General features: G+C 53.6%; 16 protein-coding genes and 2 tRNA genes. 6 read left to right on the top strand and 12 right to left on the bottom strand.

Features of this window, described 5'->3' with window-relative positions; translation table 11 throughout:
- Nucleotides 1-94: 94 nt before the first annotated feature.
- The 6 genes from LG203_RS10920 to LG203_RS10895 all read right to left on the bottom strand — a co-directional run bounded on the left by LG203_RS10920 (nt 95) and on the right by LG203_RS10895 (nt 10,352).
- Nucleotides 95-1,813 carry an RNA-binding domain-containing protein gene (locus tag LG203_RS10920; protein WP_230345791.1) on the bottom strand — a complete coding sequence of 573 codons (1,719 nt, stop codon included), beginning with the start codon at nt 1,811-1,813 and terminating at the stop codon, nt 95-97.
- 10 nt (nt 1,814-1,823) lie between these two features.
- Nucleotides 1,824-3,821 (bottom strand): site-specific DNA-methyltransferase, encoded by a 1,998-nt coding sequence (locus LG203_RS10915; RefSeq protein ID WP_230345790.1) that lies wholly within the window; start codon nt 3,819-3,821, stop codon nt 1,824-1,826.
- Between the two features lie 16 nt (nt 3,822-3,837).
- Nucleotides 3,838-4,617: a DUF4391 domain-containing protein gene (locus LG203_RS10910; RefSeq protein ID WP_230345789.1), complete on the bottom strand. Its 780-nt coding sequence runs from the start codon at nt 4,615-4,617 to the stop codon at nt 3,838-3,840.
- Nucleotides 4,617-6,365, bottom strand: coding sequence for a GmrSD restriction endonuclease domain-containing protein (locus LG203_RS10905; RefSeq protein WP_230345788.1), 1,749 nt, complete (start codon nt 6,363-6,365; stop codon nt 4,617-4,619). Before LG203_RS10905 ends, LG203_RS10910 begins: the two co-directional genes overlap by 1 nt.
- Before the next feature lie 39 nt (nt 6,366-6,404).
- Nucleotides 6,405-9,608 (bottom strand): helicase-related protein, encoded by a 3,204-nt coding sequence (locus LG203_RS10900; RefSeq protein ID WP_230345787.1) that lies wholly within the window; start codon nt 9,606-9,608, stop codon nt 6,405-6,407.
- Between the two features lie 81 nt (nt 9,609-9,689).
- Complete coding sequence (locus LG203_RS10895; protein ID WP_230345786.1) at nt 9,690-10,352, bottom strand: hypothetical protein; 663 nt, start codon at nt 10,350-10,352, stop codon at nt 9,690-9,692.
- A 230-nt stretch (nt 10,353-10,582) separates the two neighbouring features.
- Between LG203_RS10895 and LG203_RS10890 the strand changes: the two genes are divergently transcribed.
- The 6 genes from LG203_RS10890 (at nt 10,583) to LG203_RS10870 (ending at nt 16,834) form a co-directional block, all read left to right on the top strand.
- Nucleotides 10,583-10,825: a hypothetical protein gene (locus LG203_RS10890; protein ID WP_230345785.1), complete on the top strand. Its 243-nt coding sequence runs from the start codon at nt 10,583-10,585 to the stop codon at nt 10,823-10,825.
- A 251-nt stretch (nt 10,826-11,076) separates the two neighbouring features.
- On the top strand, nt 11,077-11,382 hold the full coding sequence (locus LG203_RS10885) for a hypothetical protein (RefSeq protein WP_230345784.1): 306 nt from the start codon (nt 11,077-11,079) through the stop codon (nt 11,380-11,382).
- 12 nt (nt 11,383-11,394) lie between these two features.
- Nucleotides 11,395-12,918 (top strand): type IV secretion system DNA-binding domain-containing protein, encoded by a 1,524-nt coding sequence (locus LG203_RS10880; protein ID WP_230345783.1) that lies wholly within the window; start codon nt 11,395-11,397, stop codon nt 12,916-12,918.
- 1 nt (nt 12,919) lies between these two features.
- Entirely contained in the window at nt 12,920-15,508 is a 2,589-nt protein-coding gene (gene mobF / locus LG203_RS10875) for a MobF family relaxase (RefSeq protein WP_230345782.1), read from the top strand.
- Nucleotides 15,441-15,839: a helix-turn-helix domain-containing protein gene (locus LG203_RS14475; protein WP_407665397.1), complete on the top strand. Its 399-nt coding sequence runs from the start codon at nt 15,441-15,443 to the stop codon at nt 15,837-15,839. The genes mobF and LG203_RS14475 overlap by 68 nt, the downstream gene beginning before the upstream one ends.
- A complete protein-coding gene (locus LG203_RS10870) occupies nt 15,737-16,834 on the top strand; it encodes a tyrosine-type recombinase/integrase (RefSeq protein ID WP_230345781.1) in 1,098 nt (365 codons plus the stop codon). Before LG203_RS14475 ends, LG203_RS10870 begins: the two co-directional genes overlap by 103 nt.
- A 12-nt stretch (nt 16,835-16,846) precedes the next feature.
- Here LG203_RS10870 and LG203_RS10865 read toward each other — a convergent pair.
- From LG203_RS10865 to recA, 6 genes are all read right to left on the bottom strand, one after another.
- Nucleotides 16,847-16,923 (bottom strand) — tRNA-Arg (locus tag LG203_RS10865).
- A gap of 69 nt (nt 16,924-16,992) precedes the next feature.
- Nucleotides 16,993-17,086, bottom strand: a tRNA-Ser gene (locus LG203_RS10860).
- 62 nt (nt 17,087-17,148) lie between these two features.
- Nucleotides 17,149-18,372 (bottom strand): aspartate kinase, encoded by a 1,224-nt coding sequence (locus tag LG203_RS10855; protein WP_230336600.1) that lies wholly within the window; start codon nt 18,370-18,372, stop codon nt 17,149-17,151.
- Between the two features lie 78 nt (nt 18,373-18,450).
- Complete coding sequence (alaS, locus tag LG203_RS10850) at nt 18,451-21,075, bottom strand: alanine--tRNA ligase (RefSeq protein ID WP_230345780.1); 2,625 nt, start codon at nt 21,073-21,075, stop codon at nt 18,451-18,453.
- A 30-nt stretch (nt 21,076-21,105) separates the two neighbouring features.
- A complete protein-coding gene (locus LG203_RS10845) occupies nt 21,106-21,702 on the bottom strand; it encodes a regulatory protein RecX (RefSeq protein ID WP_230345779.1) in 597 nt (198 codons plus the stop codon).
- Nucleotides 21,683-22,717 carry a recombinase RecA gene (recA, locus tag LG203_RS10840; RefSeq protein WP_013442912.1) on the bottom strand — a complete coding sequence of 345 codons (1,035 nt, stop codon included), beginning with the start codon at nt 22,715-22,717 and terminating at the stop codon, nt 21,683-21,685. Before recA ends, LG203_RS10845 begins: the two co-directional genes overlap by 20 nt.
- Nucleotides 22,718-23,053: the final 336 nt, after the last annotated feature.

Genomic DNA, 23,053 nt, shown 5'->3' with positions numbered 1-23,053 from the left:
TTTAACAGGGTTAGAAAACAATAAAATCATTAGGTTATGTAATTTCTCTTTGCTAAATTAATTGCTAGAAAATGTTCTTAGCAATCAAATTTAGCTATTCTTCGGGCCCAAGTTTCCAAACGCCACTGGCTCTGGCGCCGACACGGTGAATTGAGCCATCCCGCCGCATTGCTTGTAGTAGATTACGGACCTTATGGGCCTTTTGCTCAGCATCCAAAATGTCTGGAAGCTTGGAGAGCAGCAGATCATCTATATCCTTGCGGCTTGCCTCACCATACTTTTCCAAATAGCCTTTAACCAACCCTTGATAATGGTTGTCATCCAAGCCACGATTCCTGATATAACGGGCTTTTTGACCGGTCCAATCCGCCACTTTGGCTGAGATGAAATAATTCGGCGACCGCCCTTCAATCAGCTTCATGGCCTTCAAAGGTTTTGCCTCATCGCTGGAAAGGGCTTGATGCTTTTGTACTCGATCAAGCAGTAGAACCTGGCGCAGTTCCAGGTCGCTGCGTTTCATGAGCATCTGCGTGTATTTCACATCCAGCACGTGGCCACTGATGGTGACTTCAATACGCGGATAACCTTGCTCAGTTGTATCAAAGGTGTAATCAGGCAGCGGAAAGAACCGTTCACGTTGAGTTTCAAACATCCGTCGAATACCGCTACCAACCTGGTCGATCATTCTTAAGCGGATCATGCCATCGATTAGCCACTGATTACGGTAGTGCTCCGGTGGCGACTGGTGCTCCAGCATCCATTCCACGCTGGGAGGAATAAACTGTCCCAAGTTGCTAAACACCAAGCGATCGGGATGCTCAACCAGGTTAACTTTCCCGCCCAGGCGATAATCCTGATGCGCAATACAGTTATGCAGAGCTTCTCGCATCACCCAGGCATCATATTTTTGGATCGCCGTCGGGAACAAAGTGCCATCAGGCATATGCTCAATGGTTACGTTTCGGATTCGGCTGTAAACCTTATCCGTGGACAGAATCAAGGGAATACCAAAATGCTGTGAGGACTCTGTTTTATTGCTGGCATCCCGGAGAATCCAGCTAATTTTTGCATCCACCGGCGAGAGAAAATGCGCGGACTCATCCTTGCCTAAAAGCAAAAGTGCCGCCCTCGTGATTTTTCCACTCTTGGTAATGCGCCCCTTATTTAGCAAAGTTGCCACATCATAGCTGGCCACATCATTGCGGATTTGTTCATGCCGGCTGGTATCCGGCTCATTCTTGAGTAAATATTCGCCGAACCGTTTGCGTGCTGCCTCAATCGCTTCAGGGTCCAGGTCATCCAGAGTGGCTTCGGTGACCAGTTCACCTGACCAGTCGTCTTTGACCCCCAGCGCATCCCACAACCGAGCCTCCTTGTCTGGGTGTTGCGCCAGATTTACTTTGTGACTATCGACCCGAATGTACCGGACACCGCTAAAGGCTAAGGGGGCAGACCTTGGTGGGTGAATTTCCAGCATGATCACTTTTCCATAAGGATTGCTGAGTTCATGGAATGTGAAGTCTGGCCTGGGCAATATTTTTTGCGTGAGCCACATGATGAGTGGCTGGTTGCCTTCAGCTTTGGCGTTAAAAGGGTCAAAGGTTGTGCCCTTCACTTGATGGGTCTGGTTGTCCACTCCCCATATCAACCAAGCCCTGTCATGCCGGTCAAGTATTGCAGAGTTAGCCAAGGCTGATATGTATTCAGCAATATCGCCAGGTTTGTCCCAGTTCGATTTGAACTCAATCGTTGCAGTTTCCCTGGCGCTACCGAGGAGCTGACTGAGCTTATCGAGAAGGTCGTTTGAATCCATCAGATTTCACCTATAGGCTGCGGACATTGATCAGCCCGTGCTGCTGGAGGATGGCCGTGCAGTTGGCCTTGGCGGCGTCATCCGAAAATGCGCTGTCACGGAAGACAAGCTGGGTGTCACCCACTGGTGCCAGCTCTGCGTGCCAGGCGACGATGCCAGTCGAAAGTACTTCAACATCAGCGGATGCAATCGTGTCGGCCAGGCACACCATCAGCACACCGGCACCGATGCTGTAAACCGTCTTGCCAGCAATAACCTTGGTTTCCATCGGCACGGTGAGGTCCAGGCCCAGCTTTAGCAGTAACTCGAACAGAATGTCCTGCTCGGTACGGTCGGATTTTAAGTGTTCAGTGGCATCGAACAGTGAGGTGGCCAAGTTGTCACGATCAGGCTCCCATGCGCGAATATTGGTCGAGTCTAGCTTGAAGACGCGAAAGCCAGTATCGCCATGCCAGGATGAGTTCTCGGCTTCGATTTTAGCTGCGGCGCGACGTAAGCGCTCTTTTGTTAATTCCGCAATATTTCTTGGCTTATGCAAGCTGTCGCAATAATCAGCTGCAACCTTTTGATCTTTATTCTCGGGGTCGAGTGGTTCAGGTAGCTGAACGAGGATGTAGCGGCGCTTGCCCCCATCGACAGCATTTTGGGCCATGACCGCATGGCCGGTGGTGCCGGAGCCGGCGAAGAAGTCAAGAACAATGTCGGCTTCACTACTTGCAGCATCAACCACCAGAGCACCGACCTTGAGCGGTTTGGGGTTTTCAAAAGGAATATCTAATGCATCGCCACTGCCTCCAAAATACAGAAGGGAAGGGAAATTCTCGCGAATGTTTTCACGCAATAGATACTTTTGTGTTGGTTGTGTAGTCTCATCCACCCCAAATAGAATCTTGCCACGGCTTAGAAGATCATCCATCGTCTTATCTGGATAGCGCCATCCTTTTGCAGGAACGGGACAATTCTTTCCGGTTGTTGGATGGATCAAGGGGCGGTGAGAACGAGTCTCTGGTTTGTCTGGCGCGGCCATTGATACAGGGCGATATACATCACCGTTTTCGTCGATTTCGCTATAGGCCAGTTCTCCGCCACTGAGCTCATTTTTTCGCTCCTTAAGCCACTTCTTGTAAAAGGCTTTAACTTCGTCGTTAACAGTTCCAGCTGTTTTGATCAATGAAGCTGCTTTGTTGAGCATCGCCTCTGCATTTTCCTTCTTCCTTGAAAGGTTGGCATTGGCCGCAAAAGCGTCCTTGTTCTTGCAGTAGATAGAGATTAGTTCGTGCTGTTGACCGACACCTACCACTTCTCCTTTCGGATTGCGTTTGTCCCACACAACAGTCCCAAGATTGTTTTCCTCACCCAATATCTCGTTTAGTAACTTTTCTAGATTGGGATACTCGTTCTCATCTATGTGTACTGCTATTACTCCATCGGAACGCAAGAGATTCCTTGCAAGAGTAAGTCGTGGATAAATCATGTTCAGCCAGTCGGTATGGAACCGGCCGCTGGCTTCGGTGTTGCTGCTGATCTTCTGCCCGCCTTCAATTTGCCCCGTCAATTCAAGATAGTTCTTTATGTTGTCCTGAAAGTTGTCTGGATACACAAAATCCTTCCCAGTGTTATAAGGAGGGTCGATGTAGATGAGCTTCACCTTGCCGGCATAGCTCTTTTGCAAGAGCTTGAGCACTTCCAGATTGTCACCCTCGATCATCAGGTTCTGGGTTGTGTCCCAGTCCACGCTGTCTTCCGGACAGGGGCGCAGGGTTCCGGTTGATGGCGTCAGTGCCAATTGCCGGGCGCGGCGCTTACCATGCCAGTTGAGGCCATATTTCTCTTCGACATCAGTAACTGTTTTATCGCCTATCAGTTGCTTGAGGATATCGATGTTGACCGTCGTGCCATCCGCGCTTTCGGTGATGAGCTCCGGGAATAGTGCCTTGAGCTGCGCAATGTTGCCGGTAATGATGTCAGCTGATTGGGTTTCCGGGTTTTGGGGCGTGAGTTTTTCCATCGATGTTTCCCTGTAATTACAGACTGGAGCGTACTTCAGTTATTTTCGCTTGCAGACGCTTCAGTTCAAGATTCGTTTCTACCTGGCGAGCCAGTTGTTTTTCTTTGCCTGCGGCTGCACGCAGGCGAGCCATCTCAGCATTGAGTTGCTGTATTTCCTGTAATGCATGTCTTTGCTTGGCTGCTTGTTCGAGGGTGCCAGCCTTGGTAAATACCCCTGTGATCCTAGCTACATTCAGCGCTTGCAGGGCATCCATCCATCCCTGATATACCGTCAGCAATGACACATTAGGTTGCTGACCCAGTGGAAGTGCTTCCAGGAATAAGCACTGAATGCTGGCATCCAAGCCATCCGGGAATTGCGTTGCAATAACGCCATCATCCAGCACCACCTTGCCTGCCTCATTCTGCGCCCAGCGTTTGTTGGCAAGTGACAGATACAGCCTGCCCTCAAAGTCGCACAATAAAAATACCGGGTAAGGCACGGCACGGTGGACCAGCTCTTCCAGGCGGCCAACCTTCGCCTGTGAGCTGGCTTCGGGTCTAAGTCTCACAGACAGTAGCGCAATTTCCAGGTATTCCCGCTCATCATCGCGATATTCGGCAATGCCGGTAGTGCCTGGCTTGAGTGCGGCCAACCATTGTATTTCATCGACACCATCATGGATAAGCCGCTTATCTGTTGAGGTCGGCGCACCATTTTCTGCCAGCAGCTTTTTGGGGACACGCTGATCTACCCGGCAGCTTTCCGGCAGCCGTAAGGCATCAATGATTTTGTCGGCTGTCGTTTCTGCCATTAGCCGAGTGCCGCCCCAAATGCCTTGACGGTCTCTTCGCTATCGCGCCCGCTGATTGCCTTGCCTGTGGCGTTTTCTATGAGTCCGAGTAGGAATGATGCACGCAATCGGATAAAACTGTCGAAGTCATCACCACGTAGCTCAGTCACTGGAATTAGGTGGCTATTCAGAAACTCATCCAGGTGCTCTTGGCTGACCTGTTTGTTCTTCTGGATGCGTGACAGGTAAATGCTGGGAGCATCGCCACTGATAAAACGATTCGTCCCTGCTGCGAGCGGAGCTTTATTAACGACGCTGTTCCACTTTTCACGCGGGAGCTTGTTGTTCTCGCACCACACCCGAGGAAAGATATGGTGAATATCAATGGCGTTATTGAAGTAAGTGTTGAGATCGATGGGCGTGCCGCTGATGAAGTCCTTGCCGCCATGCTTCATCAACAAGGCCGCGAGACCTTTATAAGCTGCTGCTAGGCGCGATTGCAGCGAGAGCAGGCGAATTGGCGCGAAGCTCGAATCACGGACGGTACGCGGTTCAGAACCACCTTCTACCCACTGGACTACCTCGGGCAAATCCATGCCAAAACGTGTTTCATTGGCACCACCATACAACTCACCAAACACTCCGCACCAGTACCAGCGTAGCAATTTCTGCTTGACCCCATGTTGAGAAATTTTGTCGGCCAGGAATGCGCAAATGGCTGCCAGGGGAATCATTTGTGTGGCATACGGGAGGCTGCGCGCATCAAAAATCTTTTCCTCGGCCAACAGCTCCGCCGCCTTCTTGAAGCCAGCCTCGATGCGGCTTTCCAGCTTCTTGAAATCAGCAAGCTCCAGGCGTAGCACATCGGCACGCTTGCACGAGACTGCCGATTTAGTGGCGAGATGACGCTCATAGCTGGCGAGCAGGGTTACTGCTGTCAGGAACCCCGTGCCATCTACCGCTGTCAGCACGTCATGCTTGGCAGTCAGCCGCTGTTCGCGGGCATCCCAGTCTTCTCGCAAATTGAATTCATTGGCGGCGAAGGTTGCCGTCATGAGCTCAAACACGGTGAGCGTCACGCCACCTGTGTTGACCTTCTCAAATACCTGGCAGACTGCTTCGCGAGGGGTGTCCTGAGAAAGTTCAATCGCGGGCACTTTGAACTGCTGGAAGCTCAGCCAAATTTCTTGCTCGAAGCGCATCAGGAACATCATGGCGTCGGCTACATTCTGGTGAAAGGCGGCATAGCCCATCTTCCACTGCATGAAGCCTTCGGTATTAAACATCAGCGAAACAGGGAACATCCGCTGCTGGTACTGGAGTTCATGGGTGCTTAAATCGAGATCGATTTTTCTGCCGAAATCAGAAGTCACCTGTAATGTTTCCGGGACGGAAATTACCGCATCTTCACGGTCTTCATTGATGTCCAAGCATTTGGCCATATCCAGGAAGTACACCCGGTGAATATCTGCGCCTTTCTCTGTTCTGGTCTTAACGGCCAAGCCACTGCGCAAGGAAAGATACATTGAGGTCAGGCGTTGTTGCCCGTCCAGCACCAATTTTTTTGGCTTGGGTGCTGGCTGTAAGGTAACGCCTTCAAACAAACGCGGTTTGAACGGGACGCCACCTGCTTCCAAAAACATGACTGCGCCAATCGGATAAGAAAGCGAAAGACTCGCGATCAACGAGCGGATATGCAAATCATCCCAAACCCAGCCGCGCTGAAAATCCGGTAATTGCGTATCACCTTTGGCGATGCTATCCAGCACATCTTTGAGGGCTGGCTCGGCTGTTCTGAAACTCATTGCTCAATGATCCTTTCGTTGTACGGGGGGCAGCACCACCAGAAAGGCGACCACCTCAAAATCGTTGATACCTGCAAACTCACCCCGCATGGCATGCGTACCACCTGGATTGAATAAGCTGGCAACCGCGCGCTCTTCACTCTTGCCGGCAATTGACGCTACTGCTGATGCTAATAGACGCTGGGCCTGTCGCATGTCTTCACCATTCTTGGTGGTCTTCTCAAAAATGGCCGTTGCACCGGCATCCTGCATTTCGCGCCCCAAAGAGAGGCGTTTCAATCGGTCCAGGATACGTCTCGCCTGAGTGTAGGGTAGTACCACATTGCCATCTTCCGATACGTGTACTAAATAATGCGGAGCCAATGGATAGCTGGGGTCGATTGGCTTCTGTGCAGCCACGCCTTCTGCCCGTAGACAGAAGATAATGCCAGGCGGAATATCCTCATCAATGGATGAAGTCACAGCGCAAGCACCAAGTGGCAATGTTTCCAGCTTTCCAGGATGTGCTTTGAGGTATTGCGCCAGATCGATACGGAAGTCGGTGAGGGTTAAGTCGGTAATGGAAACCCCGCTGGAGAGGTCTTCCAGGTCGATGACGCTATCTTGAAGCTTCAGTAGCTGTTTGCGGCGATATTCCAGATCGTTCATCGGATTGCCGGACTGCTGTTCAATCAGGTTTTCTTCACCGGTTGCGGAAACGTCCAGCAGAACCATGCGACCGCTGACGCGCTGCTCCAGGTTGATGTATTCCTCCAGCTCCATATTGGGCCAGAAATTCACCAGTTGAATATGCTGGTTGGGTGAGCCAATACGGTCTATACGGCCAAAGCGCTGAATAATGCGCACTGGATTCCAGTGAATGTCGTAATTGATGAGCCAGTCACAGTCCTGGAGGTTCTGGCCTTCGGAGATGCAGTCGGTGGCGATCAGCAAATCCAGTTCACCCTCGTAAGAGAGTTCTTCTGGACGCTCTTTTGACCTTGGAGAAAACGCCGTGAGAATGGAGGCCAAATCCTTGCGCAGCCCTGTCAGCGTAGTTTGGTTGCCACCAGCCCCCGTCATTAGTGCAGACTCAATCCCAAGATTTGCCTTAGCCCATGGCGACAGCTGTTCATACAGATAGTGTGCGGTATCGGCAAATGCGGTAAAGATGATGACTTTCCGATTGCCAGCGTTGATGGGATTGGTGCATTTCTGCTCAATCATCTTCCGTAATGCTGCCAGCTTGGCATCGCGCGCTGCATCCACTTCATTTGCTGCCGCCAGCAGTGTCGCCAGCCGGTTACGGTCCTCGATCAGGTCCTGTCTCCAGCGAATCAAATCGACATCACTTAACAGCACTTTGACCTTGCGTCCGACCAGTAACGTTTCGAATGCTGGATCATCAATATCAACATCGGCGATGTCGATTTCTTCAATGTCCTGATCATGAGCTTCAATGTGGGCAAGCATGGCCTCCACATCGCGTAACTGGCGCTCCACAGTCAGCGCAAATGAGGATACCGCGCTTTCCATACGTTTGAGTACGTTCACCCGCAACAAGTGAATCAGGCTTTCTTCACGGTCTACCTGGCGGAAGAAGCTTTCGCCGCCCCGAATCTGGGTGCTGTATTTGGCATCGTAGGCGGCTTGCTTGTGCGGCAGCACGTAACGCAATGGCGCGTAGCTCGCCAGATTAAGACGGCGGATTTCCAGATTGATGTCGCGAATGGCCGGGAATGCACCGCTCAGATCAACATCCGACTTGATGTTGACTGGAGGCAGCCGGTCCGGGAATTTGCCGGTCTCGCTGGTGCCGTAATACTTTTCGATATGCCGTCGGGAACGGGCAATGGTGAGGTGATCCAGCAAGGTGAAGTAGTCAAACCCCAGCATCTCGACCAAGCGTGACGGTGTTTTCTCCGCCTCATCCATGTCGAGCCAGCGATTGAATTGGGCCTGCGCCTTGCGTGTAGTCGCTTCGATGCTGGCAATGCCATGCTCCAGCAAAGCGGAATCGTCACCTTCGGTCACGAAGGATATTTGGTTACGCAAATCGGCCAAGCGATTATTGACCGGGGTTGCAGACAACATCAGCACCCTGGTTTTGACGCCTTCCTTGATGATCCGCCGCATGAGGCGGTCATAGCGGGATTCCTTGCCCTTGTGTGTCGCCTTATTACGGAAATTATGCGATTCATCGATAACAACCAGGTCGTAGTTTCCCCAGTTCACATGAGTCAGATCAATATCGCCGGATGTGCCCCCATCCCTTGATAGGTCGGTATGGTTAAGCACGTCGTAATTGAATCGGTCGGAGGCCAGCACATTGCGCTTGTCGTTGGCCTTATAGAGTGTCCAGTTGTCACGCAGGCGTTTGGGGCAAAGTACCAGGACACGATCATTGCGAAGCTCATGGTATTTGATGATGGCCAGCGCTTCGAATGTTTTGCCAAGGCCTACGCTATCGGCAATGATGCAACCACCAAAACGGTTGAGCTTGTCGATTGCACCAATCACCCCATCACGTTGGAATTTGAACAGTTTTTTCCAGACGACTGTATTGCGGATTCCGGTTGCTGATTTGACGATGCGCTCTTCGTCCATCTCGCCATCGCCATCCCGTAGCAGGCTGGAAAGGATGAGGGTGTAAAGGGTAAACGGCTCCTGCAATTCGGAAATGGATTGCAGTGCCTGGAGTAGCTGTGCCTTTTTCTCCGGCGCATCAGATAAAGTTGACCACTGCGCATTGAACCACTTGGCGAGATGATCCGATTCGGTGAGGTTTTCAGTGGCCTGAATCAGGTTGAGCGGATTGCTTGGCGCAACTCCCAATCCATCAGTACTAAAAGAAAAAGACCCAAATACTGCCTGAGTAGCCTGGTTGGCGGCGTCATGGACAATCGCAGCCCCTTGGGGCACGCTGCCGCTTGCATACCTGACAACTATACGTTGGCTGATCCATTCAAGGCATCGTTTTGCCAACCAGCGGGATTGCAGACGGTTGCGCGCTGCACGATCCCCTTCATTGCCTATCAGTTCCAGGTCAACATCGCTACCTGGTAGCAGTAGCTTGATGTTCTGAAGTCTGAATAGCTCATTCAGCAGCTCTTCAAACGCAAATAGCGAAAAACTGGAGGCGGCTAAGTCTAGGCCATGCCCGCTCAATAGGCGCGGGCGAATAAGGTCAATAACTCTATCCGTCCCTGTGTTCGTGAGAATTTTCATGATGGTTTTTAATGTTTTTTTTATTAAATCTATTCGTATTACGTAGTAAATAATTTTTCCAATAGGGATGGAATCCAGTATTCAGAAGCCAGTCATAGGGTTATCACTACTTAACGAATATGCATCCTTCAAATTATGATCAACAGGGTACTCCTCCCTTAACTGATCGTTAAGATATTTGCGCAGAAGCTCGTCGATTTCTGGGCCAAAAATTTCCCCATGAGACATTGCCGCCATAACACCCGATAATAAATAGTCAGCGCTCAACATATTAAATAGCACGAGTGAGCACAGTCGCCAGAAGGCAATCACACTCACAGCGATTTCAGGCGTTAAGGAAATTTCCTCCGTGGTGTGTGCAAGATATATCGCGTTTCTCTGAAGTCCCTTGGCATGATCAATGTAATCCAGCTTTGACTTGTATTGCTGAGGGATCAAGCGCCTTTCAAACTCAATCGCATATTGAGCAATTCCCGCCAGTCCAACCCTCCGCAGTTCCTGAAGTTTAGGAAATGACAGATCGATTAAATCCCATAGCTCGATATGGGGACTAGCTAAAGCTTGCCACAACCTTACACCTCCTGGCCCTTGATCGAACACTGAACGACTGCCTGGGCAAACTCTTTCCACAGCGGCAAGTGTTGCTTTCGTCGGGACTCTTGTCCCAGCTCGATATTTATACCAGTGCCTATCGGTGCCAGTGCCGAACTCCGCATCCATCTCATAAGCAGTTTCTTTCTTCAATTTGGCACGGATAACTTCGTACCAAACCTGGGTTCTTAGCTGGTTAATTCTACTGCGCCGGGGCCGAGGCATTTTTTTAACCTATATTGGACAGTTATCAATTAAATCACGTCCTGTCAGTAGGTTGCAACGAAAATTATACTGCTCTTCATCACCGGTAGCTAATGGAGGAAAAGGCCACGAAGCACACAAAATATGGTCATAAAAAGTATCGATTACAGGAGATCACGATGCAAGAGCTTGAGCACTTAGTAATGAAATCCAGGCACGCAGCACATGGCGGATTCGGCTGCCTATCGACAGGAGAAAAGCTTGCCGTGGCACTGATTCTCAATCGTTCGGATTGGTTGAATTCAATGAGTTACACCATTGCTGAGGCTATCGAGCGAATCGGACCGGAATGGATGAAATTTATTCCTGCTGCCGCCAAAGCGGTTGCTGAGAAAGAGGCTGTCAGTGGAAAAAAGGAATAAACGTTCAGCCAAGAGAATGGAAGCCAAGCTGGATCGAATAAGGAACCTCCATCGATCATTGGAGTGATGGGGTGGTGGTATGTCCGGCTAAAAATTGGTCTAGCCAGCCATATTGGGAATTGCACACACACCGGACGCAATGGGCACATTGCCATGAAACCCCCGTCACCTGTGGCTTGGTAGCAGATACGCGCAGGAAAGAGGAGCGCATACAAAGCGCATCAGTAATTGATTTAAAAGGAGTTTACTACATGACAACTAAAATCTTGACCCTACGAGTTCCAAGGCTTCTGTACAACACGCTCTGCCGTGATGCCGGAGAATCCGGAATCTCTGTGTCTGCCCACGCCAGACGGCTCATCGAACGCGAACACGAGGCCGAACAGATCGATGATCTACGTCGCGAACTGCTCGGTCGCCTGGATGGATTGGCCTGGCCGGACCGCCAAATTGCCACGACTGGCGAAGAAGTACTGCTGCTGTGCCGCGCAATTGCCGCCCACCTGAATCCCCAGCTTGTTGCTCAAGCCAGGGCCAAACTTACCCAAAAACCTTAAAAGCAATTTCACATGAAAGTCACACTCAAAACCTTAGGCCTGGCCCTGTTGGCTGCCATCGTTCTCTCGCTTGCCGCCTGGTTCTGGCTGGTGTTGCACCAATTCGACTTTGCCCATCCCATGACCGGCTTACCTGATGGCTTGCTGCATACTTTCAGCTACCCCAGCCTCCGCCCGATTGCATGGCAATCTCTCTTCTTCGGCTTTGCCACCATAGGCATATTGTTGTATGCGCTAGGGGACTGGGATGGTAGTGGCGAACGTGTGTTGCGCGGCAGCCGGGTGGTGAGGGGGGCAGAACTTGCCAACCGTACCCGTATCAGACGAACAAAAGATGCTGCCCCAGTGCAAGTTGAAATGGCCGGAGTGCCCCTCCCGCTTGCATGCGAAACTGGTCACTTCTTGCTGGTCGGCAGTACAGGTACCGGCAAAAGCACGGGTATTGACGAGCTGCTGTCATTCGCTCTGGCGCGCGGGGACCGCTGCATCGTAGTCGATCCCGACGGCCATGCCCTGTCCAGTTTCGCCAAGAAGGGCGACACGGTGTTGAACCCATTTGATCGCCGTTCTCCGGGGTGGTGTTTGTTCAACGAAATCAGGGGCTATTACGATTACGAGCGACTGGCTAAGAGTGTGGTGTCCGATGCTGCCGACGCCGCCAACCAGCAATGGCATGCGTACGCTCAGCGGTTGCTGGCAGACATTATGGAGACATTGGCGCAAGGGGGAGAAACCACGACTGAGCGCCTAGTTTACTGGGCGACGCAGGCATCGGCCGAACAGTTGGGCAGTTTCTTGACCGGAACTGCGTCTGCTGGATTGTTTCAACCAGGCTCAGAAAAGCCCCTGTCCAATACCCGGTTCATCATTACGCACTACATCGGCCCATACAAGCACCTGCGACCTGGCGATTTCAGTCTGCGCGACTGGCTTGAGTCGGGAACAGGCAATCTCTACCTCACTTGGCGCGAAGATATGATGGACAGTCTGCGCCCGCTGATCAGCGGCTGGGTGGACATCCTGATGGCTGCCATTTTGATCTTGCCGACCCAAGGTACCAACCGGCTGTGGTTGGTTCTGGACGAGTTGGGCGGCCTGGAGCACTTGAACAGCCTAGAGGATGGGCTGACGCGTGGCCGCAAGCATGGATTGAGGGTGGTGGCTGGGTTGCAGGCGACCTCGCAACTGGAAAAGCGCTATGGTCGCGATAGCGCCCAGACCTTGCGCTCCTGCTTCCGCAGCCTGTTGGCCTTGGGCTGTTCTAATGCCGATCCTGATACGGCAGAGGCCATCTCGAAAGGTCTGGGCCAAGCGGAGATAGAGCGCACGCAGGTGACATACAACAGTGGCCCAACCGGCACGACGACGAGCAGCCACACGCAGCGCGGCAACGAAACCCTCGTGTTGCCATCGGAGTTGATGGGGCTGCCGCCGCTGCATGGGTTCCTCGCCCTGGCTGGCGACAATCCGGTAGCGAGGGTTCAACTGGTTCCGCGCGACCTGCCAATGCGCAACAAGCCGTTCGTGGAGCGTTGAAATGCTGAGCCTTTCGAACGTTGGTACTGGTGCAGTGGCGGCCGAGTATTATGAAGTGGTCGACGATTACTATACCGCTGATTGCAGTCCCAGCGATTGGTGGGGGAAAGGAGCTGTAGTACTGGGATTGGTCGGTCCAGTCGATTCTGTGGTGTTTGCTGACTTGCTTGATGGCAAGATGCCGGATGGTAGCTTAATACACAATGCGGCGGAGGGGAGGCGTGGTGGCACCGATGGCACCTTCTCTGCGCCCAAGTCGATTTCACTACAAGCATTAGTCGGGGGTGATTGCCGTCTGCTGGAAGCCCATCAGCACGCAGTGAATAGCGCGCTGGCCTATGCGGAATCACTTGCAGCCTGTCGGGTGACTGAGAGCGGGGAAACTCGCTCTCAACATACTGGCAATCTGATAGTGGCGAAGTTTGAGCACGACTTGAGCCGGGCTTGCGATCCGCAGTTGCATACCCATTGCGTCATAATCAATGCCACGCAACGCTCAGATGGCCAATGGCGAGCCATGGACAATGAGACGTTGTACCGCCATAAGATGCTGCTTGGCGCGATGTACCGAAGTGAGTTAGCGCGTGAAGTTCAGATGCTGGGGTATGAGGTACGTGCCACGCATCTGGATGGCCGCTTCGAGCTGGCCCACATCCATGATCACCAGATCATGGCATTCTCCCAGCGCAGTGCTTCGATTGAAGCGTATTTAAAGGACAATGGTCAGGAGCGTAGCGTAGCTGGCGCATGGTTCAAGAAGCTGGCAGCCGTTGTGACTCGCGAAAAAAAGAGCTCCGTTGATCGAGCGCTGCTGTGGCATGAGTGGACGACATTAAGCCGGGAAAAATGCATCAACTACGCCTTCCCCGAGGCGCATGAGTTGCCGGCGGTTGCGAATGATGCGGTGCAAGCCGTATTGCATGCGGCCGTGGCGCACTTGGCTGAACGCGAATCTGTGTTCGGTCGTGCGGAGTTGCTGCGTGTTGCCTTGGAACGCGGCGTAGGGGTGGCAACGTTGGCGGAACTGGAAACCGCCCTGGACGCGGGTGTGGCTGGGAGTGAACTGATCCAACGCGGCGACCGCTATACCACCTTGGCCGCGCAGCAGCGCGAAGCGAAAATCCTGGATATTGAAGTGGCCGGCCGGAATGCGCTGGTCCCAATCCATGTTGGCGACCGTGCCGAATTGCATACCCGACTGGCCGGTCTGACGATAGAGCAGCAGCAGGCTGCGCTGGGCGTGTTGCTGACGGGGCATCAGGTGCTTGGGATTCAGGGCCGGGCCGGTGTCGGCAAAACAACTTTGCTGGAGAAGACTGCAGTGATTGTCACATCCAGCGGCTACAAGGTACAGGGTCTGGCACCAAGCGCCAGCGCCGCGCGTGAACTGGCGGAGACAGGCATGGCGGCGGAAACCATTGCCACCTTTAGCCAGCGCAAGCACAAAGGCCTAACACCTAAAACCTTATTAATCGTTGATGAAGCAGGGATGGTCTCGACCAAGCAACTGCATGATGTGCTGACAGCGGCCAAGGAGGCGCATTGCCGGGTGCTGTTGGTGGGTGACACGGCCCAACTGAATGCGGTGGAGGCCGGAAAACCTTTCGTCCAGCTACAGGCCAACGGTATGGCTACAGCCTTGGTTAGTCAAATCCAGCGCCAGAGAAATCCGTTTCTCAAGCAAGCCGTAGAGCATGCGGTCAATGGACAAGTGTCGCTGGCGGCGGAACTTCTGGACAAGGACATTACCCAGATCAAGGCAGCGGCCGAGCGATTTGACCAGATAGCCAATGACTACGTGACTTTGTCACCGGCGGAACGAGATCAGACTCGTGTCATTGCAGGCACCCGGTTTGCGCGGGCTGAGATCAACCGGCGCATCCGTGACCGGCTTCAGTTTGGTGGTGAGGATTATGGTGTCACGATGCTGACCAGGAAGGACTTGACGGAGTCCGGGCGGCGCTCGACGTTGGGTTACGAGATCGGCGACGTGGTCCAAGCCGAGGTCGATTACCCATCCTTGCGGTTGAAGCGTGGCGAGTTCGCTCAAGTCGTGGATCGGCTAAACCATCGGATAGTACTGAAGTGTGAGGATGGAGCGCAGGTCGCTTGGCAGCCGTCCACCATGACGCGGTTGACGGCGTTCGTGCCGCAGCGGCAACCCTTGGCCTCAGGTGATCTGATACGTGTAACTGCCAATGACCGTGCACGGGGCTTGGTCAATGGCGATCTGGCCAAGGTGGTGGCCATCTATCCTGACACCAACCGTCTGACTTTGGAGTTGAGTGACGGACGGCAAGTGTCGCTGGATAGCTCCCAGCCATTAACCATGGATTATGGCTATTGTTCGACGGTGTACTCGGCGCAAGGTCAGACCTGTGATCGGGTGCTGGTAGAGGCCGATGCCCACAGTCTGACGTCCAATCAAAAATCTTTCTATGTGGCAATCAGCCGGGCACGCCAGGCCGCCAAAATCTACACCGATGACCGTGAAATGCTACCTATTGCAATGAGCCGAGAGTATGAAAAGTCTTCTGCTTTGGAGCTTAGTCCTGTCGGGCACGAGCGTGGCTTGGAAGCGGAAGTTTAGGCCTGAGGCTGGAATCAATTTACCAATGAGAACCATGGGTATTAAGGAGGCAGCTGCACTTCTAATGGTCCATCCTGTCACGCTTTACCGCATGGCTGAACGTGGGGAGGTGCCTGCTGCAAAGCCAGGAAAAAAATGGGTCTTCATCGATGTTGACTTGATTGAATGGATTCGGTCAAAGTATCAACCGCAGGCGTCGGTGAGTGACTTTGATGAAAGGAGAAACACATGTCACTCTATAGACGTAAAGATTCACCGTCATGGTGGATCGAACTTACTGCCCCGGATGGACGACGATTACAGCAAAGCGCTCGGACTGCCGATAAGCTAAAAGCTCAGGAACTGCATGATCGCTTGAAAGCGCAAATGTGGGACCAAAAAAGGCTCGGGGTTAAGCCGCGCCGTACTTGGCAGGAAGCAGTGTTGCGTTATTTGTCTGAGAAGTCACAGAAAACGACATTGGATGCAGACAAGTCACATTTACGTTGGCTTGATCCATTTATGCGTGGAAAGTGCCTTGAAGAGATCAACCGTGATTTGATTGCAAAAATCACTGCTGCTCGTCAGGAACCATATGAGATTCCACGCAAAAAGGGTCCACCGCGTTGGATTGACCCAAAGCCGACAACTGTGAATCGCACATTGGAAATCATACGTGCCATTCTTCGTAAGGCGCGAGATGATTGGGAGTGGATAGCTAACTGCCCTAATATTCCAATGTTGAAGGAACCAGCAAAGCGGGTGCGATGGATCACCAGAGAGCAAGCCGAAATATTGTTGGGTTTGTTGCCGAGGCATCAGCAGCCAATGATGCTTTTTGCACTGGAGACCGGATTGCGGCGAAATAATGTGACGCATCTGGAGTGGTCTCAGGTTGATCTGGAACGGCGCGTTGCTTGGATACATCCTGATCAAGCAAAAGCTGAGAAAGCTATTGGCGTCCCGTTGTCAAATCAGGCTGTCGTTCTCCTTAAGGGGCAAGAAGGGAAACATTTAATATGGGTGTTTCCATATCGTAGTAAACCTGTAACGCAGACATCAACTAAAGCGTGGCGGGATGCAGTAACAGCAGCTGGAATTGCCGCAGGTTTTCGGTGGCACGATCTTCGGCACACCTGGGCAAGTTGGCACGCCCAAGATGGAACGCCGTTGAACGTGTTGCAAGAGCTAGGCGGCTGGGCTTCGGCGGAGATGGTGCAGCGTTATGCACACCTCTCAACGGAGCATCTAGCTCAATGGGTAAATCGTCGTACTGGATTGCGCGTAGTACAAGGTACTGACGTTTTTACTACGGAAAAGAAAAAGGCCACCGAGGTGGTGGCCTAATTCCTTGATGTTTGGTGCGCCCGAAGAGATTCGAACTCCTGACCCCTTGGTTCGTAGCCAAGTACTCTATCCAGCTGAGCTACGGGCGCGTGAGGCGTGCATTATACAAGAAGCAGGATTTTATTCCAGTAAAACTTGATGATGTGCCTTTGAAACTTTGGCGGAGAGCGAGGGATTCGAACCCTCGATACAGGTTTAAGCCCGTATGCTTCCTTAGCAGGGAAGTGCCTTCGACCACTCGGCCAGCTCTCCGCACGAGGGCGTAACAATACTTGATTACGCCCCAAAAATCAACGCTCGTGGCGCTTATCTTTTTAAGCTTCTTCCAGATCAAATGCTTTATGCAGAACGCGCACGGCGAGCTCCATGTATTTTTCGTCAATGACGACGGCGATTTTGATTTCGCTGGTGGAAATCATCTGGATATTGATGCCTTCTTCGGCCAGGGTGCGGAACATCTGGCTGGCGATGCCGACGTGCGAGCGCATGCCGACACCGACTACCGATACCTTGGCGATTTTGTCGTCGCCCACGATTTCGCGGGCGTTGATGTGGGCTTGTACGCCGCGCAGGATGTCCAGCGCCTTGCTCAGCTCGTTTTTATGCACGGTGAAGGTGAAGTCAGTGGTGCCATCGGCGCTGACGTTCTGGATGATCATGTCGATGTCGATATTGGCATCGGCGATGGGGCCGAGGATCTGGTAAGCGATGCCAGGGCGGTCGGGCACGCCGAGCACGGTCACTTTGGCTTCGTCGCGGTTGAAGGCGATGCCGGAGATGATAGGTTGTTCCATGTTGTCATTTTCCTCAAACGTAATCAGGGTGCCGTCGCCTTCTTCTTCAAAGCTGGACAGCACGCGTAACTTGACCTTGTATTTGCCTGCAAACTCGACCGAGCGAATCTGCAATACCTTGGAGCCCTGGCTGGCGAGTTCCAGCATCTCTTCAAAGGTGATGGATTTGAGCCGGCGCGCTTCGGGGACCACGCGCGGGTCGGTGGTATAGACGCCGTCTACATCGGTGTAGATCTGGCATTCATCGGCCTTGAGCGCGGCGGCAATCGCCACGCCGGTGGTGTCTGAGCCACCGCGGCCCAGAGTGGTGATGTTGCCGTGTTCATCCACGCCCTGGAAGCCTGCAACGACCACGACATAGCCTGCATTCAGGTCGGCGCGGATGCGTGATTCATCGATATTCAGGATGCGTGCCTTGGTAAAGGCGCTGTCGGTCACAATGCGCACCTGGCTACCGGTGTAGCTCTTGGCCTTGAGGCCCAGGTCCATCAGCGCCATGGCGGTGAGGCCGATGGTGACTTGCTCGCCGGTGGAGACCATCACATCCAGCTCGCGTGGGTCTGGTGTGGGCATGATTTCCTTGGCCAGGGCAATCAGGCGATTGGTTTCGCCGGACATGGCCGAAACCACCACCACGACCTGATGACCAAGCGCTTTGTAGCGGGCCACGCGGCTCGCCAGGTTCTTGATCCGCTCTGGGTTGGCGACGGAAGTGCCGCCGTATTTTTGTACGATAAGTGCCATGTGTCTTGTAGCCTAATTAATTAAACTGCAGATGCGCGCCTTTACCGACAGGGCGTGAAGCCTTGTCGATGCGGGAGCTTAATTCAACTTTGCTTTTACCCAGCCTTCAACGCTGCTGAGTGCCTCTGGCAATTTGCTGGCGTCCGTGCCGCCTGCCATTGCCATGTCGGGTTTGCCACCGCCCTTGCCGCCCACTTGCCCGGCGACAAAGTTGACCAGTTCGCCCGCTTTTACCTTGGCGATCAGGTCGGCCGTCACGCCAGCCGCGAGGCTGACCTTGCCGTCGTTGGCGCTTGCAAGAACGATGGCAGCCGATTTCAGCTTGTCTTTCAGCTTGTCCATCGTCTCGCGCAAGGTGTTGGCGTCTGCGCCTTCCAGCGTGGCTGCCAGCACCTTGATGCCGCCGAGATCCACGGCCTGATTCACCAGATCATCCCCTTGCGAGGAGGCGAGCTTGGATTTGAGGCGGGCGAGTTCTTTTTCCAGTGTTTTGACGTTGTCCATCAGCTGGCCCAGTTTTGCCGGGACTTCGCTGGCGGGTGCCTTGAGTTCTGCAGCGATCTGACCCAGCAGGGCTTGCTGCTGCTGCATGAGTTTCAGCGCATTTTCGCCTGTAGTGGCTTCCACGCGACGCACGCCTGCGGCTACGCCACTTTCGCCGGTGATCTTGAACAGGCCGATATCGCCGGTGCGGCTGACATGGGTGCCGCCGCACAGTTCGCGCGAGCTGCCAATATCCAGCACGCGCACTTCATCGCCGTATTTTTCGCCGAACAGCATCATGGCGCCGGTTTTCTGCGCATCCTCAATGCCCATCACGCGGGCCTGGGTGGCTTCATTGGCCAGAATTTCGGCATTGACCAGCGCTTCGACCTGGCGGATTTCGTCGTCCGTCATCGGTGAAGTGTGCACGAAGTCAAAACGGGTTTTCTCGCTATCCACCAGCGAGCCTTTTTGCTGCACGTGGCCGCCCAATACTTCGCGCAAGGCTTTGTGCATGAGGTGGGTGGCCGAGTGATTGCGCATGGTGGCGGCGCGGGCGCGGGTATTAACGCGGGCTTTCAGGCTGTCGCCTTTGCTGATTTTGCCGGTGGTGACCACGCCATGGTGGCCGAACACGCTCGCTTGGACTTTCTGGGTGTCTTCTACGGTAAAGATGCCATCGCTGGCGCGCAGTTCGCCGCTATCGCCTACCTGGCCGCCGGATTCGGCGTAGAACGGTGTATTGTCCAGCACGACCACGCCAACTTCGCCTTCGCTCAGGCTGTCAACAGCCGCGCCATCTTTGTACAGCGCAAGCACCAGCGCATCGCTTTCCAGTTTTTCGTAGCCATGGAACTGGGTAGCGGCACCTTCGTATTCCAGATTGGCGGACATTTTGAACTTGCCAGCGGCACGTGCCTGATCTTTCTGGCGCGCCATGGCGGCGTCAAAGGCGGCCGCATCAACGGTAACGTCGCGTTCACGGCAAACGTCGGCGGTCAGGTCCAGAGGGAAGCCATAGGTGTCATGCAGCTTGAAGGCGGTTTCGCCATTGAAGGTCTTGCCACCCTTGGCGGCGATGTCGGCCAGTTCGGTCTCCAGAATCGCCATGCCATTTTCAATGGTTTCAAAGAAGCGGTCTTCTTCCTGCTTCAGGGTATCCATCACGCGGGTCTGGTTGCTTACCAACTCGGGGTAGGCTTCGCCCATTTCGATGACGAGGTCGGGCACCAGTTTGTAGAAGAAGGCAGCCCGCACGCCCAGCTTGTAGCCGTGGCGAATGGCGCGGCGGATGATGCGGCGCAGCACGTAGCCGCGGCCTTCATTGCCGGGAATCACGCCATCGGCAATCAGGAAGCTGCAGGCGCGGATGTGGTCAGCCAATACCTTGAGCGATGGGCTTTCCAGGTCGGTCGTTTTGGTTTCGCGGGCAGCGGCCTTGATCAGTGCCTGGAAGAGATCAATCTCGTAATTGGCATGTACGCCTTGCAGCACAGCGGAGATACGCTCCAGCCCCATGCCGGTGTCCACCGATGGCTTGGGCAAGGGATGCATCACGCCTTGTTCATCGCGGTTGAACTGCATGAACACGTTGTTCCAGATTTCGATGAAGCGGTCCCCGTCTTCTTCCGGGCTGCCGGGAGGGCCGCCCCAGATGTGCGCGCCGTGATCGTAGAAAATCTCGGTACAGGGGCCGCAGGGGCCAGTGTCGCCCATCATCCAGAAGTTGTCGGAGGCATAGCGCGCGCCTTTGTTATCGCCAATGCGAATCACCTTGTCGGCGGGCACGCCCATTTCCTTGGTCCAGATGTCGTAGGCTTCGTCGTCTTCGGCGTAGACCGTAACCAGCAGTTTTTCCTTGGGCAGTTTGTAGACTTCGGTCAACAGCTCCCAGGCATAGGCAATCGCATCACGCTTGAAGTAATCGCCAAAGCTGAAGTTGCCCAGCATTTCAAAGAAGGTATGGTGGCGGGCGGTGTAGCCGACGTTTTCAAGGTCATTGTGCTTGCCGCCTGCGCGTACGCACTTCTGGCTGCTGGCTGCGCGGGTATAGGGGCGCTTGTCAAAACCCAGGAACACATCCTTGAACTGGTTCATGCCCGCATTGGTAAACAGCAGGGTAGGGTCGCCATGCGGCACCAGCGAACTGGATGCCACGACCTGATGCCCCTTGGACGCGAAAAAGTCCAAAAACTGCTGACGTATTTCTTTGCTCTTCATGTTGTGCCTTATGCTTGGCAGCGCAGTGCGCTACCTGTCTTCACTGTCTGTTGTTTCGACCTGATTACCCGCGTTGATCACCCGCTTGATCATGTCCATGCTGAAACCACGGCCCTGCATGAATCTGGCCTGCTTCGCCCACTCTTCGCTGCTGGCTGGCGGCTGCGAAAATTTCTTGCGATAAATCTGCAGTGCATGGCTGAATTCATCCTGCTTTACCTGCTGCATGGCTTCGGCAATCAGCGTGTCATCCACGCCTTTTTGCTTGAGCTCATGCGCAATGCGCATGCTGCCAAATTTCTGCTGGCGCGCATGCACCACCTGCTCGGTAAAGCGTTGCTCGGATAACCAGCCACGCTGTTTGAAGTCCTGCAGCAGCTGATCCACGTGCTCTTCCAGCTCATCGGCTGGTATTGCGGGCTGCTCAGGGACATCGGCCTGCGCTACTACATCGGCGTCCGCCGAAAAATCTTCAGTATCTTGCCGGGGGAAACGTCTACTGCCAGGCTGCTGCGGTTTGCGCATCAGCTTGCGTTTCAGTTCCAGCGCTGTATGTTCGCGCCTGGCCAGCAAGGCCAAGGCGCGCTCACGCAACGCACCAATGGCTTTACTCTTCGCCGTCGTCATCCGGTGCGACGGTCATGGCGGCACCGGCCAGATTGGAATTGGCACGGATTTTGGCGTCAATTTCATTGGCAATGTCAGCATGCTCGCGCAGGTATTCGCGGGCATTATCCTTGCCCTGACCAATCTTCTCACCCTTGTAGCTGTACCAGGCACCGGATTTTTCAACCAGTTTCAGGTTAACGCCCATCTCGATGATTTCGCCTTCGCGCGAAATGCCTTCGCCGTACAGAATATCGAACTCAGCCTGCTTGAATGGAGGCGCGACTTTGTTCTTGACCACTTTGACGCGGGTTTCGGAGCCAATGACTTCGTCACCCTTCTTGATGGCGCCAGTGCGGCGGATATCCAGACGAACCGATGCGTAAAACTTCAGGGCGTTGCCGCCGGTCGTGGTTTCAGGGTTGCCGAACATCACGCCGATCTTCATGCGGATCTGGTTGATGAAAATGACCAGGGTATTGGTGCGCTTGATGTTGGCGGTCAGCTTGCGTAGCGCTTGCGACATCAGGCGGGCTTGCAGACCCATGTGGGAGTCGCCCATTTCGCCTTCGATTTCGGCTTTGGGGGTCAGTGCGGCCACCGAGTCCACTACCACGATATCCACCGAGCCTGAGCGCACCAGCATGTCGGCGATTTCCAGGGCTTGCTCGCCAGTGTCGGGTTGCGAGATCAGGAGGTCGGAAACGTTAACGCCGAGCTTTTGGGCATATTGCGGGTCGAGTGCGTGCTCCGCATCGATAAAGGCGGCGGTGCCGCCCATTTTTTGCATTTGCGCGATGACAGACAGCGTCAGTGTGGTTTTGCCGGAAGATTCCGGACCGTAGATTTCAATAATGCGGCCGCGAGGCAAGCCGCCAATGCCCAGCGCGATGTCGAGGCCGAGCGAGCCGGTCGATACGGCCTGAATGTCGGCTGCGACATCCGTATCGCCCATGCGCATGATAGAACCTTTGCCGAATTGCTTCTCGATTTGCGAGAGGGCTGCGGCGAGCGCTTTGCTTTTGTTTTCGTCCATGAATCTGCCTTTGTTGGAGTGCCTGATAAAGCCTGTAATTATTTCATAATTCAGTACTTAAAGTAAGCAAAGACGCGCATTGCTGTCGCCTTTAAGCTCCGCTGACTCAAGATAAATGACATGCATCACTGCAAGCGAACCTCATGCGTTGAATGCGGTCATAGGTACACAACAGTTGGGTATAAAAATAAAAAGTACTGAGTTTTAAAGTGGTAACAGGATTCGGGGCAAACACGTTTTAAGCATGACTTCCAAACATGGAAGTGATGAGGAGATGAAAATGAGATTATTCAAACGCTTGCTGCTGGGGCTGACGCTGACAATGGCTAGCATGGG

The organism is Methylovorus mays (assembly GCF_020531915.1).
Classification (GTDB): Bacteria; Pseudomonadota; Gammaproteobacteria; order Burkholderiales; family Methylophilaceae; genus Methylovorus; species Methylovorus mays.
Note: the sequence above shows the minus strand (reverse complement) of the source record. Positions and strands in the feature narration are given on the sequence as shown.